Below are 14,660 nucleotides of genomic sequence, written 5' to 3'. Positions count from 1 at the left end.
CATGAAAGATTGCTGAGGAGGAACAAAAATGCTTAATAAAATAGGAATTCCGAAACAGCTCGCCTGGGGATTTTTAGGGGTCGTGCTGTTTATGATGGGGGACGGCCTTGAACAAGGCTGGCTCAGCCCGTTTTTAGTTGAAAACGGCTTGACGGTACAGCAATCAGCATCCTTGTTTACGGTTTACGGTATTTCTCTTGCTGTGGCGTCGTGGTTTTCAGGGGTCTGCCTCGAAGCCTTCGGCGCAAAGCGGACGATGTTTATGGGGCTGTTGTTTTACGTCATCGGAACAGCCGCGTTTATCGCATACGGATTTGAGAATCTTAATTTGCCGGTGATGTATGTCACGTATTTTATTAAAGGGCTGGGTTACCCGCTGTTTGCCTATTCATTTTTGACATGGGTGATTTACCGGTCGCCGAAAAACAGGCTCAGTACGGCGGTCGGCTGGTTCTGGATTGCATATTGCTGCGGGATGTTTGTATTCGGTGCTTGGTATTCAAGCTGGGCCATCAAATCCTTCGGCTATTTGAATACGCTGTGGAGTTCAATTTTCTGGGTATGCCTCGGCGCGTTTTTTGCTTTGATTTTAAATAGGGACCGCTTTGAAAAGAAAAAGGCAGATAAGCGGGAAAAGGCGCAGGAATTAATGAAGGGAATCACCATCCTTGCTGAAAATCCGCGCGTGCTCTCTGGGGGGATCATTCGGATCATTAACAGCATCGGAACATACGGATTTCCGGTATTCCTCCCGATGCATATGGCGCAGCACGGCATTTCTACAAATGTATGGCTTCAAATTTGGGGAACGATCTTTCTCGGAAATATCGTTTTTAACTTAATATTCGGCGCAGTCGGCGATGCCTTCGGCTGGAAAAAGACCGTCATGTGGTTCGGAGGAGTGGGCTGCGGCATTTTTACTCTTTTATTATATTATGCTCCTGTTGTATCACATGGGAACTTGCTTTTGGTCAGCATAGTCGGTTTTATATGGGGAGGGCTCCTCGCCGGGTTCGTTCCGATCGGGGCTATCGTGCCGACGGCGGCCGGCAGCAATAAAGGTGCTGCCATGTCTGTGTTAAATCTGGCTGCGGGCCTGTCGGCATTTGTCGGCCCCGCGCTTGCCTGGGCGTTCATCGGGCTTGTCGGCGCACAAGGCGTTGTATGGATTTTCGCAGCGCTCTATTTCGTAAGTGCAATCTTGACAAATCAAATCAAAATACCTGAAGAGAAAACGGCAAAACACAATAAAGCATTGCCTGAATACGCTTCTTAACAGCAGCGCCCCGAAAATTCGGGGCGTTTTTTTACAGCTTCTGAAGAAACCCGGCAAACCGCTGAATTTGTTCACGTAACGATTGTTGGTTTTCGTGAAATTGTTTGAAACGATGTCCGTTTGCTCCGGACGGATGCGGGAAGCCTTCCAGAATGACCGCATGGCCCATTCTGCCGTTCTTCTTCAGCATGCGGCAGGCTGATTCTGCTGCTTTACCGAGAGGGACGAGCAGAATGTCCTTTTTCATCATTTCTATTTCATCCGGAAAACATGTCAGCGCATAACGGCTGAGAAGAGCTGACCTGCTGATGGGCGGCTGATGCCCCGTATAGTTTTTCTGTTTATAAAAAACAGGGTGTTTAATAACGGATGTCGTATGAAGCAGCTCCCGTTTTGAATCAAATAACCGGGATGAATCCTCAACGTGAAGCGCGGCCGGCAGACCGCATTCATTAAGCATTTCGATGATGTGCTGCCTCATGGAACCGGAAAGTCCGGCCGCTTTTTTTGTCTCATATGCTATCACCTCAAGAGATTCGCCGTTTTTTAAAAGCTGTGCCGCTGCTTTGTAAGCCCGCTGCATCTGAAAAAAACCGGGTGTAATTCCGGAGATGACAACCGCAGCATGTGGGTTGATATACTCATTATGAGGCGAATAATACATATCCAGATATCCGTCCTTGGCTAAATGGAACTCCGGAGTCAGCAAATCCGATTTTGTAAACCCTCCCGAAGATGATAATGCTTTAAGCTGCTGCAAAAAATGCGCAAGCCGCTCACGATCGCAAATCATGTTATGCCTCCTTGAATCCGCCAGTTTCTCTTAGTGTCATCAAAAACGTCGGATGACATGCAGGCTCATAAATCGCTTTTACCGGCGTTCCAGAGCATTTTCAGGACGTGAGGCGTTCCTTTAACTTCGGCTGCCGTCGTTTGCACGGCTGTTTTTTTAGTAAGAAAGTCTTCCTGCAGTTCTTTCTGCTTTTGTGATAACAAACGGGTTTCTGTTTTGATTTCTTCAACGGACGTCTGCATAGACGCTGTCGCGGCGTTAATCTTCTTTATATCAGGCGCTGTGTTTCTTTTAAAATGCACGGCGGATACGGCTGCATAAATTAATGTGGCAGCCGCAACGGCAGCACTGATATACAAAATGATGATCATCTGCTTTTCACTCCTTTTTTTCAGTTGATACCCTTTACGGATCGTGTTGAATCATTTTATTTGCTAATTGTTTTTTTTCTGCTTATAATGTGAAATCGTACATAAGGACATTCAGAAAGGGTGAAAGACATGGAAAGCCTACAAAACAAAACGGCTCTTATCACGGGTGCGGGCAGAGGAATCGGCCGCGCCGCCGCTCTCGCTTTAGCAAAAGAAGGAGTCAATATCGGTTTAATCGGCCGTACAGAAGCAAATGTCGAAAAGGTTGCGGAAGAAGTGAAAGCCCTTGGTGTAAAGGCATCATTCGCTGCTGCCGATGTGAAAAACCAAAAAGAGGTTGAACAAGCCGTCTCCTCTATTAAAGAAGAACTCGGTGAGGTTGACATCCTGATTAACAATGCCGGAATCAGCAAATTCGGCGGATTTTTGGATCTTACGCCTGAAGAGTGGGAAGACATCATTCAAGTTAATGTAATGGGTGTATACCACGTGACACGCGCCGTTCTTCCTGAAATGATTGAGAGAAAATCAGGAGATATCATTAATATTTCTTCTACGGCGGGCCAAAGAGGCGCCGCGGCGACAAGTGCGTACAGCGCTTCTAAATTTGCCGTTCTCGGTCTGACCGAATCTCTCATGCAGGAAGTCAGAAAACACAATATCCGTGTCAGCGCAATGACTCCGAGCACGGTTGCAAGCGACATGTCTATTGAATTAAATCTGACAGACGGCAATCCGGAAAAAGTCATGCAGCCTGAGGATCTTGCAGAATATATGGTTGCTCAATTGAAATTACATCCGCGCATTTTCATCAAAACGGCCGGTTTGTGGTCAACTAATCCTTAAACAAAAGGGGACCTGTCTTCGTGACGGGTCTTTTTTTGTTTTCGCAACCCGAATAAATAGGCATAAAGATCCGTTTTTGCAGAAAAAAGAGTGAAAAAGAAACCGATATAAGCTATAATTAAACTAAATAAACTATGTACCAAATGTTCACTAAGATTATTTTTCCCGCCTCCAAAAAACAAATCAATACAAACCAAACTGTCCGAACAATAAAAGGGAAAACGGGATATAAAGAGAATATTTAGTACATGGAATAATTTGTTAGAAGGAAGGGTGTGCACATATTGAAAGAAGAAAAAAGAAGTTCAACCGGTTTTTTAGTGAAACAAAGAGCCTTTTTAAAGCTTTACATGATTACAATGACAGAGCAGGAACGGCTTTACGGGCTGAAGCTTCTCGAGGTGCTGCGTTCGGAATTTAAACCCATCGGTTTTAAGCCGAATCATACCGAGGTGTACCGTTCACTTCACGAACTTTTGGATGACGGGATTTTAAAGCAAGTAAAAGTGAAAAAGGAGGGAGCCAAACTCCAGGAAGTCGTTCTCTATCAATTTAAAGACTATGAAGCAGCGAAGCTTTACAAAAAACAGCTGAAGACAGAGCTTGACCGCTGCAAAAAGCTGATAGAAAAAGCCATTTCAGATAATTTTTAAATCCGGCCGGAACGCATCCGGCCTCCCGGGCTCTAAAGGTTTGTTCTGTGATTCATTATACATAATAACAGGCTCGGAACAATACATATCAATAAAACCTTCAAACTTGACATCGACTCCTGAAGTGGTAACATAAAAAACGTGTGAAAAATACGAACAAAATACAAACAAGGGAGATGTTACCGATCTTAGATCAAAAGAAAGTTGCTTTTATCGGAGCAGGATCAATGGCTGAAGGAATGATATCAGGCATGGTCCGCGCAAAAAAAATTCCCAACCAAAACATCTGCGTGACAAACCGCCGCAATACAGAGCGACTCGCTGAATTGGAACATCAATACGGAATTCAAGGCATTGCTTTTGACAGCATGAAAACCGAAGACATTGATGTCTTTATTTTAGCCATGAAACCGAAGGATGCTGAAATCGCTCTTGCTACGCTGAAACGGCGTATCCAACCTCATCAAATCATCCTGTCTGTTCTGGCAGGCATAACAACCTCATTTATACAACAATCATTACATGACCGTCAGCCAGTTGTAAGAGTGATGCCGAACACATCCAGCATGATCGGCGAATCGGCAACAGCTGCGGCTTTCGGAGACCATGTCTCTTACGGTTCAGCAAAAACCGCGGTATCCCTTTTGGAATGCCTCGGGGAAGTGTACGTGATCAAGGAAGATCAGATGGACATTTTCACCGGCATCGCAGGCAGCGGACCGGCGTACTTCTATTATTTAATGGAGTTTATTGAAAAAGCAGGTGAAGAAGCCGGCTTAGACAAACGGCTGTCCCGCAAAATCGGCGCGCAAACGTTATTGGGCGCTGCTAAAATGCTGATGGAAACGGGTGAAAAACCGGATGTGCTTCGGGAAAACATCACCTCTCCAAACGGCACGACGGAAGCCGGCCTCGATGCGCTCAGGTCAGAAGGCGGCGGAGAAGCCATTGCCAAAGCCATTAAACATGCGACCGAACGTTCTATTGAGATCAGCAAAACAATTGAAAAAACGGCAGCACTATAATCGTTAAAAAACAGGAGTGATACAGTGACGTCTCGGACGAAGATCAAAAGAGTCGCGGTGAAAATCGGAAGCAGCTCACTGACGAGCCTGCACGGGGAAATCAGCAGAAGAAAGCTGGAAGCATTGGTGGATCAAATCGCACAGCTGAAAGACAGCGGCTATGAAGTGATTTTAATATCTTCCGGCGCAGTGGCGGCAGGTTATCGGAAGCTCGGATTTATTCAGAAACCGGAAGGCCTCCCTGAAAAACAGGCTTCTGCTTCCATCGGGCAGGGATTATTAATGGAGGCTTATTCAAAGCTGTTTTTAGCGCACGGTTATGTCGCATCACAAATATTAATTACAAGAAGCGACTTTTCCGATGAATACCGCTACCATAATGTGCGCAATACGATGAACGTCCTTTTGGAACGAGGCATTATTCCGATTATTAATGAAAATGACACGGTCACAGTCAACCGGCTGAAATTCGGAGATAACGATACACTCGCAGCGAAGGTGGCAGGTTTAATTGATGCCGACATGCTTGTAATTTTATCAGACATTGACGGTTTATATGATGATAATCCGCGCAGCAACCCGAAAGCGAAAAGAATCAGACATGTAAGCGACATCACTCCGGAAATAGAAGCAAGCGCGGGAGATGCCGGGAGTGAAATGGGAACCGGCGGAATGCGTTCGAAACTGGATGCTTTTAAAATTGTGATGGCCTCCGGTATTAAAGGCTTTCTCGGGCAGGCTAACATCCCGGACATTCTGCTTCAAGCGGTAGATGAGGCGGCTGAAGGAACTTATTTTGAAGCGGAAGGAACCCTGCCGTTAAACCACAAAGAACAATGGCTTGCATTTAATTCCGGCCCCGAAGGCGAAATTGTGATGGAAAAGAAAAGCAGCAACGATGTCGCGAACGGAAATATGGCACTGTCACCGCAGGATATCGAACAGATTAAGGGCAGATTCAGCAGCGGAGCGGTTGTCAGGCTGCTTGATCAGCAGGGAGAAGAGCTCGGACTCGGCATCGTCAACTATTCCTCAGCCCAGCTGAAGACATTTAAAGAAACGCCGCACAAACAGACCGATCAATCAGTCATTGATCCGGAAGCGTTTGTCTGCCACGTTGAACTATCCATTCCGATCGGCTGAGAAAGATCTATAAAAATATGAAAAAGCCCGAGGCTTCGTTTTGAAGCTCGGGTTTGTTTTTTATTGATATTGTTCAAGTTTGGAGAAAAATTGAATGACAAAATGATAGAAATCATTTGCAGACGGAGCCAGCTCTCTTCCTTTTGGTTTAATAATGCCTACGGTGCGCTTCACTTGAGGAAATTCAATCGGAATTTTGACCGTGAACCGGGGTGTGGTTTCTGCAAAGGTGCTTTCGGGTAATAAAGTAACTCCCATCCCCGCGGAGACTAATCCTTTAATGGCATCTAAATCCTCGCCTTCCGTCGATACAAGCGGCGCAAAGCCGGCCTGTCTGCAAGCGTCAATCGCCATGTTTCGGAGAATAAACCCTTCAGGAAATAAAACGAATTGGTCGCCGCGCAGATCAATTAAATGAATATTTTTCTGTTTGGCAAGCGGATGATGCAGCGGAACAAGCGCGTAAATCTTTTCCGTGAATAAGATATTGCCTGTTATGTCGGGGAATTCCGTGGGAACGGGGCCGAGCAGTGCAGCATCTATATCCCTGTTTCTTACCGCTTCGATTAAAAACTTATAAGAACCCTGGCGGAGCAAAAACTCAACGTTCGGGTATTCCTCTTTAAATGCCGAAATCACAGTCGGCAAAAGCTGGCTTGCAAGGCTCGTCGGAAATCCTATTTTGACGGTTCCGCGATTCGGATCAAGATATTCATCAATTTGTTCCTTCGCATAATCAATTGCTTTCATCGCCGTTTTAACATGTTCTAAAAATTGTTTGCCGATCGGCGTTAATTTAATATTTCTGCCTTCCCGTTCAAATAAAGTGACTTTCAGCTCTTCTTCAAGATTTGCAATCTGCCGGCTGATGGCGGATTGTGCGACATGCAGATGATCAGCCGCTTCTGACACATGTTCCCGTTCTGCTACCTCCATAAAATACCGAAGCTGGCGTAATTCCATTGCGTTCACACCCATCTATCTCATTTTGAGATGTATTTGATCTAAATTATATATTGTTTATATTGTTTTGAAAACTTACAATTAATTTAAAGTTGTCAGATTTTATGACCGATAATTAACGGAAACTGATCGGGGGAGAGGAATTATGACTTACAATCAAATGCCGAAAGCACAAGGTCTCTACCGTCCGGAATTTGAGCACGATGCATGCGGAATCGGCTTGTATGCCCATTTAAAAGGAAAACCTTCACATGACATTGTCAAAAAAGGACTGAAGATGCTTTGCCAGCTGGATCACAGAGGAGGACAGGGCAGTGATCCGAATACGGGTGACGGCGCCGGCCTGATGGTTCAGATCCCTGATGCTTTTTTTAAGAAAGAGTGCGGAGAAATGAAGCTGCCGGAAAAAGGCCGTTACGGGGTAGGAATGGTCTTTTTCTCGCAAAATGAAGAGGAAAGAAAAAAGATCGAAAAACAGGTGAATGCATTCATTGAGCAGGAAGGACAGATTGTTCTCGGCTGGAGAACCGTCCCTGTAAATGTCGGAAAAATCGGAACAGTGGCACAAAGCACTTGCCCGTATGTGCGTCAAGTATTTATCGGAGCCGCAAACGATTTGAAAGACAGCCTTGCTTTTGAACGCAAACTGTATGTCATCCGGAAGCAGGCGGAAAATTGGGGCGTTCAAGAACAGCTTGATTTTTACTTCGCAAGCTTGTCAAGCCAGACTATTGTTTATAAAGGGTTGTTAACGCCTGAGCAGGTTGACGCTTTTTATTTGGATTTGCAGGATGAGACCTTCGTATCTGCATTTTCACTCGTGCATTCAAGATTCAGCACAAATACCTTTCCTACTTGGGAACGTGCCCATCCGAACCGCTATCTGATTCATAACGGAGAAATCAATACGCTCCGGGGCAACATCAATTGGATGAGAGCGAGGGAGCAGCAGTTCGTTTCAGAAAGCTTCGGAGACGATCTTCACAAAGTGCTGCCGATTTTAAATGCTGAGGGCAGTGACTCATCCATTCTTGATAATGCGTTTGAATTTTTCGTGGTGGCGGGGCGGAAACCGGCACATACGGCAATGATGCTGATTCCGGAACCATGGACGGAAAACACTCACATGTCTAAAGCGAAACGGGCTTTTTATGAATATCACAGCTCTTTAATGGAGCCGTGGGACGGGCCGACCGCCATTTCGTTTACGGACGGAAAACAGATCGGCGCCATCCTTGACCGTAACGGCCTGCGTCCGGCACGTTACTATGTGACAAAAGATGACCATATTATTTTCTCATCTGAGGTCGGCGTTATTGAAGTGGAGCAGGAGAACATTCTTCATAAAAAACGTCTGGAGCCCGGAAAAATGCTGCTCATTGACTTAGAGGAAGGCCGGATTATTTCAGATGAAGAAGTAAAAACAGAAATCGCCAATGAATTCCCGTATCAAAAATGGCTTGAAGAAGAATTGGTTCAAGTGGATCCTGACCCGGAAATCCGGGAAGAGGAACAATTCGATGATCTTCTCGTCCGTCAAAAAGCGTTCGGCTATACGTATGAAGATATTCAGAAGTATTTAATTCCTGTTATTAAAGAAGGCAAGGACCCGCTCGGCTCTATGGGAAATGATTCGCCGCTCGCCGTTTTATCCGATCGCGCCCAATCACTGTTTCATTACTTTAAACAGCTGTTTGCGCAAGTCACAAACCCGCCGATTGACGCGATCCGCGAGCAGCTTGTGACCTCTACGGTGACATGGCTTGGAGCTGAAGGCGATCTGCTGCATCCGAGTGAAAGAAATGCACGCCGCATAAAATTGTATACTCCTGTATTATCAAACGAACAGTTTTATGCGCTGAAAACACTTGTGCACCCTGACATTAAGAGCCAGAACATCCGCACGCTGTTTTCCGATGACCTAGAAAAAGGCCTGAAGGATTTGTTTCAGCAAGCGGAAAAAGCGATCAAGGAAGGCGTATCTCTGTTAATTTTATCTGACAGGGCAATGAGTAAGGAATTGACGCCGATTCCGCCGCTTTTGGCCGTCAGTGCGCTGCATCAGCATTTGATCCGTCAAGGCCTGCGAACAAAAGCAAGCATTATCGTTGAATCCGGGGAAGCGCGTGAAGTTCATCACTTTGCGGCTCTCATCGGGTATGGTGCCGATGCTGTCAATCCGTATTTGACTTATGCTACATATAAGCAGGAAATCGATGAAGGCCGGCTTGATATTCCGTATGAAGAAGCTGTCAGCAAATACGGAAAGAGCGTAACAGAAGGCGTCGTGAAAGTGATGTCAAAAATGGGGATTTCAACTGTGCAAAGTTACAGGGGCGCCCAAATTTTTGAAGCGGTCGGCATCGGTGAAGAGGTTATCGCCAAATACTTTACCGGTACTGCATCTCAGCTTGGCGGAATCGATATCGAGACGATTGCGCAAGAAGCGAAACAGCGCCATCAAGCGGCGTACAAGGATGATTACAGCCAAACTCTTGATCCTGGAAGTGAATTCCAATGGCGGAACGGGGGAGAGCACCACGCTTTCAACCCGAAAACCATCCATACGCTGCAATGGGCCTGCCGAAAAAATGATTACAGCCTGTTTAAGCAGTATTCTCATGCAGCGGATGAAGAACGAATCGGATTTTTACGCAATCTGTTCGCCTTCAAAGAAGACCGCAAGCCTTTAAAATTAGAGGAAGTTGAATCAGCTGCGTCCATCGTGAAACGTTTTAAAACAGGAGCGATGTCATTCGGTTCATTAAGCAAGGAAGCCCATGAGGCTTTAGCGATAGCGATGAACAGGCTTGGCGGAAAAAGCAACAGCGGAGAAGGCGGCGAGGACCCGAAACGTTTCGTTCCGGATGAAAATGGCGACGACAGAAGAAGTGCGATTAAACAGATCGCCTCCGGCCGTTTCGGCGTAAAGAGCCATTATCTCGTCAATGCGGATGAATTGCAGATCAAAATGGCGCAAGGAGCGAAGCCGGGAGAAGGCGGTCAGCTTCCGGGGAACAAAGTATATCCTTGGGTCGCGGATGTCCGCGGTTCTACACCAGGTGTAGGGCTGATCTCACCGCCTCCTCACCATGATATTTATTCAATTGAAGATTTGGCGCAGCTGATCCATGATTTGAAAAATGCAAATCGAAGCGCGCGAATCAGCGTCAAGCTCGTGTCAAAAGCCGGTGTCGGCACGATTGCGGCCGGTGTGGCAAAAGGCACTGCGGATGTCATCGTCATCAGCGGCTACGATGGCGGAACGGGCGCATCGCCGAAAACGAGTATTAAACATACCGGTCTTCCGTGGGAGCTTGGTCTTGCAGAAGCTCACCAAACGCTGATGCTGAACGGTTTACGGGATCGCGTGGTATTGGAAACGGACGGTAAGCTGATGACAGGCCGAGATGTCGTGATGGCCGCCTTGCTCGGTGCGGAGGAATTCGGCTTTGCTACAGCGCCGCTTGTTGTTCTCGGCTGCGTCATGATGCGCGCCTGCCATTTAGATACATGTCCTGTAGGTGTCGCGACGCAAAATCCGGAGCTCCGCAAAAAATTCATGGGCGATCCTGACCATATCGTAAATTACATGCTGTTTGTCGCAGAAGAAGTGCGTGAATATATGGCGCAGTTAGGCTTTAAGACGCTTGATGAAATGATCGGACGGACAGACGTTCTTCATGTCAGTGAACGTGCGAAAGCGCATTGGAAAGCGGGCCAGCTTGATTTATCCACACTGCTGTACCAGCCTGAAGGCATACGCACTTTCCGTACGGCGCAAAACCATAAAATCGACGAGTCGCTTGATATGACGGTTATTCTTCCGGCGGTGCAGGCTGCAATTGAAGCCGGTCAGGAAGCGGAAACTGAAATCAAGATCAATAATACAAACCGCGTAGCCGGAACCGTGACGGGAAGTGAAATTTCTAAACGCTACGGAGCGGAAGGCCTGCCGGATGATACGATCAGACTTCATTTTACCGGATCAGCCGGACAGAGTTTCGGAGCATTTGTCCCTAAAGGGATGACGCTTCATTTGAACGGGGATTCAAATGACTACGTAGGCAAAGGGCTTTCAGGCGGAAAAATCATCGTGAAAGCGCCTGATGCCTTCAATTGTGAAACACACGATAACGTTATTATCGGGAACGTCGCATTTTACGGAGCAACAAGCGGGGAAGCGTACATTAACGGGCGCGCCGGTGAACGTTTTGCAGTCCGTAACAGCGGAGTCAATGTCGTTGTAGAAGGTATCGGAGACCACGGCTGTGAATACATGACAGGCGGCCGGGTTGTCGTCCTCGGCGAAGTCGGCAAAAACTTCGGGGCGGGAATGTCAGGCGGTATCGCATACGTCCTGAGTGAAGATGCCAAAGCATTTAAACGCAAATGCAACATGGAAATGATTTCATTTGAAAAGCTGACGGATGAGGCGGAGATCAAAGAAGTGCAAGAAATGGTCAAACGGCATGCGGCGCTGACAAACAGCAAAAAAGCCGCAAATCTTCTGGACAATTGGGAAAAAGCCGCAGAAACCTTTATCAAAGTCATTCCGAAAAACTATAAACAAATGCTCCTCAGCATCGAAGAACAAAAAGCGGCGGGTTTATCAGAAGAAGACGCAATTATGTATGCTTTTGAAGCCAATACAAAGGTCCTCCAAACGCCTGCCAAAGATCAAAAACAAGCGGTAGTACAGTAAGAAAGGGGAGAGGAACATGGGGAAACCAACTGGATTCATGGAAGAAAAACGAGAAAAACCGGCTGAGCGGGACCCTCTCACTCGCTTAAAGGATTGGAAAGAGTATTCGGCTCCATTTTCAGATGAAGCGTCAAAGCGGCAGGGGGCGCGGTGTATGGATTGCGGCACACCGTTTTGCCAAATCGGCGCTGATATCAACGGTTTTACCTCCGGCTGCCCGATTTATAATCTGATACCGGAGTGGAATGACCTCGTCTATCGGGGGCGCTGGAAAGAAGCCTTGGAGCGCCTTCTGAAAACGAATAACTTTCCTGAATTCACAGGGCGGGTCTGTCCCGCTCCTTGTGAAGGATCTTGTACGCTGGCCATTTCAGATCCGGCTGTTTCAATTAAAAACATCGAGCGGACGATCATTGACAAAGGTTTTGAAAATGGATGGATTCAGCCGAGAATCCCCGCGAAACGCACAGGTAAAAAAGTCGCTGTCGTCGGTTCAGGCCCGGCAGGTCTGGCAAGCGCTGATCAGCTGAATCAAGCCGGTCATTCCGTAACGGTCTACGAGCGTGCCGACAGAGCCGGCGGCCTGCTGATGTACGGCATTCCGAGCATGAAGCTTGAGAAAAATGTCGTCGAACGCCGTATTAAGCTTTTGACGCAGGAAGGTATAGATTTTGTGACAAATACCGAAATCGGCGTTGACATAACGGCAGATGAGCTGAAAGAACAATTTGATGCCGTCATTTTGTGCACAGGCGCCCAAAAGCAGCGCAATCTGCTGATTGAAGGCCGGGAAGCAAAAGGCGTCCATTATGCGATGGACTATTTAACACTGGCGACGAAAAGCTATTTAGATTCCAACTTCAAAGACAAACAATTTATAGACGCTAAAGGGAAAGATGTCATCGTGATCGGCGGAGGAGACACAGGAGCTGACTGCGTGGCAACCGCGCTGCGCCAAAAAGCGCGCAGCGTGCACCAGTTCGGGAAACATCCTAAACTTCCTCAGACGCGCACGAACGACAATATGTGGCCTGAACAGCCGCACGTCTTTACCCTTGAATACGCCTATGAAGAAGCGCAGGCAAAGTTCGGCAAAGACCCGAGAGAATATTCAATTCAGACGACAAAAATGGTGGCCGATAAGCAGGGCCGCTTACAAGAGATCCACACCATCCAAATGGAAAAAGTCAGAAACGAATTCGGAAAGTATGAATTTCATGAACTGCCCGGTACAGAAAAAGTCTGGCCTGCTCAGCTGGTGTTCATCGCCATCGGTTTTGAAGGAACAGAACAGCCATTATTGAAACAGTTCGGTGTCGATTCGGCAAATCATAAAATTCAGGCGGCATATGGGGATTATAAAACGAATGTTGACGGTGTTTTCGCCGCAGGGGATGCGAGAAGGGGCCAAAGCCTGATTGTATGGGCGATTAATGAAGGCCGGGAAGCAGCGCGCGAAGTCGACAGTTATTTAATGGGGAGCACTGTTTTACCGTAAATAAAGGGGTTTATTTATAAAACCGGCTGGGATCAGCCGGTTTTTCGTATTGAAATGAAACCTCCTTCTTCCTGTATTGGTCATATAAGGGTAACGTGAAATGGAAGATAACATATGGAATTTTGTTTTACAGAGTGGAGAGATTATTTTCTTCCGCAGACTGAGACGATTTGCAAGCCTTGAGCTGTCGATCACGGTGCTGCTGACGGCGGAAGTCATCGCCGCCGTTTATTTATGACGCCCTAAAAAACGTGACGGGCTCTTTGTGTCTGCAGTCGATTTTTGGGCAGATTTTAATCGATGAAGAAAAACATATTGCATTTCAAGCGGAAACGCTTAAAAACAAATAAGGGAACGGACGGGTCCGCTCCTTTTTTTAGACATCTACACGAAAGCCAATATTGCCGAACTGCCGTCCTTCCCGCATCCTGTTAAAAGCGGCAGCTGCTTCACTGAGAGGGTACATGCGGTCGATAATGGGACGGATGCCGCAGCGGTTTATCAATTCCAGCATATCCGCGAATTCCTCATTGCTTCCCATTGATGTACCGAGAATATGAATCTGCGGAAAAAACAGCGAGCGAATAGGAAATCCGAGCTGATTGCCTGAACTGGCGCCGAATGTTACGATCCGGCCATTCGGTTTAATAATGTCAAGATAGTGTTGAAATAAGGCGGGGCCTACACCGTCAAGTATGATATCTGCTTTTTCGCCATTCAGCGCCTCATTCCAGTCACCGTAGCTGTCAATCGCCCGGTCTGCACCGTATGACAGTGCGGTTTGTTTTTTGTTTTCACTGCGGGAGGTGACGCTGACTTTCGCTCCGATAGCTTTTGCCATTAATAAGGCGTATGTTGCCACGCCGCTTCCGATGCCCGGAAGGATAAGGTGTTCGCCTTTTTTTAATTGTCCTTTTGTAAATAAGGCGCGATAAGCGGTTAATGCTGATAACGGCAGGACGCCCGCTTCCTCCCAAGTCAGGTGTTCGGGTTTTAAAACGGCATTTTCCGCAGGAACGATGACATAAGGTGAAAATGTTCCGTCGCTCGGACCGCCTAAAATATCAGGGACGGCTGGTACGTCCTCAACAGTCTTCCAATTCAGCACCGGGTTGATGATGACTTCTGCATTCAGTAAATGAGACCGGACGCCGTGTCCTATTTCGGTTACGATTCCCGCGCCGTCTGAACCGAGAATAAATTCATGGTTTCCGGTTTCGTGTTTTTTCATTAAAAACAAATCACGATGGTTTAATCCGGCTGTTTTCAGCTTTATTTTTACTTCGCCGTTCCCCGGCCTTTTGTCAGGTGCCTGCCTGAAATCAAAGCCATTTTCGTGTATGATAAGGGCATTCATCATTCTTCTCTCCTTTATGATTGATGAGAA

12 protein-coding genes are annotated in these 14,660 nt (G+C 46.9%); 8 read left to right on the top strand and 4 right to left on the bottom strand.

The window, feature by feature from the left end; all coding sequences use genetic code 11:
• Positions 1-28: 28 nt before the first annotated feature.
• Complete coding sequence (locus ACWJJX_RS10170; protein ID WP_146276980.1) at positions 29-1,276, top strand: RbtT/DalT/CsbX family MFS transporter; 1,248 nt, start codon at positions 29-31, stop codon at positions 1,274-1,276.
• 31 nt (positions 1,277-1,307) lie between these two features.
• Here the strand turns inward: ACWJJX_RS10170 and ACWJJX_RS10165 are convergent, their stop codons facing one another.
• Positions 1,308-2,069 carry a hypothetical protein gene (locus tag ACWJJX_RS10165; RefSeq protein WP_448197556.1) on the bottom strand — a complete coding sequence of 254 codons (762 nt, stop codon included), beginning with the start codon at positions 2,067-2,069 and terminating at the stop codon, positions 1,308-1,310.
• A 65-nt stretch (positions 2,070-2,134) separates the two neighbouring features.
• Entirely contained in the window at positions 2,135-2,440 is a 306-nt protein-coding gene (locus ACWJJX_RS10160; protein WP_070081954.1) for a DUF948 domain-containing protein, read from the bottom strand.
• Positions 2,441-2,569: 129 nt separating this feature from the next.
• Between ACWJJX_RS10160 and ACWJJX_RS10155 the strand changes: the two genes are divergently transcribed.
• The 4 genes from ACWJJX_RS10155 to proB all read left to right on the top strand — a co-directional run bounded on the left by ACWJJX_RS10155 (position 2,570) and on the right by proB (position 6,107).
• Entirely contained in the window at positions 2,570-3,286 is a 717-nt protein-coding gene (locus ACWJJX_RS10155; RefSeq protein ID WP_454022958.1) for a 3-ketoacyl-ACP reductase, read from the top strand.
• Positions 3,287-3,570: 284 nt separating this feature from the next.
• The gene (gene rtp / locus ACWJJX_RS10150; RefSeq protein WP_003153833.1) at positions 3,571-3,939 is read left to right on the top strand and encodes a replication termination protein; all 369 of its coding nucleotides are present in this window, start codon (positions 3,571-3,573) and stop codon (positions 3,937-3,939) included.
• A gap of 176 nt (positions 3,940-4,115) precedes the next feature.
• Positions 4,116-4,964 carry a pyrroline-5-carboxylate reductase gene (proC, locus tag ACWJJX_RS10145; RefSeq protein WP_014418088.1) on the top strand — a complete coding sequence of 283 codons (849 nt, stop codon included), beginning with the start codon at positions 4,116-4,118 and terminating at the stop codon, positions 4,962-4,964.
• Between the two features lie 24 nt (positions 4,965-4,988).
• A complete protein-coding gene (gene proB / locus ACWJJX_RS10140) occupies positions 4,989-6,107 on the top strand; it encodes a glutamate 5-kinase (protein ID WP_176283360.1) in 1,119 nt (372 codons plus the stop codon).
• 60 nt (positions 6,108-6,167) lie between these two features.
• Here the strand turns inward: proB and ACWJJX_RS10135 are convergent, their stop codons facing one another.
• Positions 6,168-7,070 (bottom strand): LysR family transcriptional regulator, encoded by a 903-nt coding sequence (locus ACWJJX_RS10135; protein WP_003153836.1) that lies wholly within the window; start codon positions 7,068-7,070, stop codon positions 6,168-6,170.
• Positions 7,071-7,215: 145 nt separating this feature from the next.
• On the opposite strand from ACWJJX_RS10135, the gene gltB reads away from it, so the two are divergent.
• The 3 genes from gltB (at position 7,216) to ACWJJX_RS10120 (ending at position 13,511) form a co-directional block, all read left to right on the top strand.
• The gene (gene gltB / locus ACWJJX_RS10130) at positions 7,216-11,775 is read left to right on the top strand and encodes a glutamate synthase large subunit (RefSeq protein WP_454022957.1); all 4,560 of its coding nucleotides are present in this window, start codon (positions 7,216-7,218) and stop codon (positions 11,773-11,775) included.
• A 16-nt stretch (positions 11,776-11,791) separates the two neighbouring features.
• The gene (gltD, locus tag ACWJJX_RS10125) at positions 11,792-13,273 is read left to right on the top strand and encodes a glutamate synthase small subunit (protein WP_003153838.1); all 1,482 of its coding nucleotides are present in this window, start codon (positions 11,792-11,794) and stop codon (positions 13,271-13,273) included.
• Positions 13,274-13,373: 100 nt separating this feature from the next.
• Positions 13,374-13,511, top strand: coding sequence for a hypothetical protein (locus ACWJJX_RS10120; RefSeq protein WP_165409691.1), 138 nt, complete (start codon positions 13,374-13,376; stop codon positions 13,509-13,511).
• 138 nt (positions 13,512-13,649) lie between these two features.
• Here the strand turns inward: ACWJJX_RS10120 and ACWJJX_RS10115 are convergent, their stop codons facing one another.
• Entirely contained in the window at positions 13,650-14,630 is a 981-nt protein-coding gene (locus tag ACWJJX_RS10115; protein ID WP_454022956.1) for a zinc-binding dehydrogenase, read from the bottom strand.
• Positions 14,631-14,660 lie beyond the last annotated feature (30 nt).

The sequence above is a fragment of the Bacillus sp. YH3-2-B2 genome (assembly GCF_053663335.1).
The sequence above is the reverse complement of the archived record's forward strand: the minus strand, read 5'-3'. Positions and strand labels throughout refer to the sequence as shown.

Bases quoted from the DNA above. Each gene is read 5' to 3' on its own strand.
- gltD (WP_003153838.1), top strand. From the start codon at position 11,792: ATGGGGAAACCAACTGGATTCATGGAAGAAAAACGAGAAAAACCGGCT.
- proC (WP_014418088.1), top strand. From the start codon at position 4,116: ATGTTACCGATCTTAGATCAAAAGAAAGTTGCTTTTATCGGAGCAGGA.
- ACWJJX_RS10170 (WP_146276980.1), top strand. From the start codon at position 29: ATGCTTAATAAAATAGGAATTCCGAAACAGCTCGCCTGGGGATTTTTA.
- ACWJJX_RS10115 (WP_454022956.1), bottom strand. From the start codon at position 14,630: ATGAATGCCCTTATCATACACGAAAATGGCTTTGATTTCAGGCAGGCA.
- ACWJJX_RS10160 (WP_070081954.1), bottom strand. From the start codon at position 2,440: ATGATCATCATTTTGTATATCAGTGCTGCCGTTGCGGCTGCCACATTA.
- ACWJJX_RS10165 (WP_448197556.1), bottom strand. From the start codon at position 2,069: ATGATTTGCGATCGTGAGCGGCTTGCGCATTTTTTGCAGCAGCTTAAA.
- ACWJJX_RS10135 (WP_003153836.1), bottom strand. From the start codon at position 7,070: ATGGAATTACGCCAGCTTCGGTATTTTATGGAGGTAGCAGAACGGGAA.
- ACWJJX_RS10155 (WP_454022958.1), top strand. From the start codon at position 2,570: ATGGAAAGCCTACAAAACAAAACGGCTCTTATCACGGGTGCGGGCAGA.
- gltB (WP_454022957.1), top strand. From the start codon at position 7,216: ATGACTTACAATCAAATGCCGAAAGCACAAGGTCTCTACCGTCCGGAA.
- ACWJJX_RS10120 (WP_165409691.1), top strand. From the start codon at position 13,374: ATGGAAGATAACATATGGAATTTTGTTTTACAGAGTGGAGAGATTATT.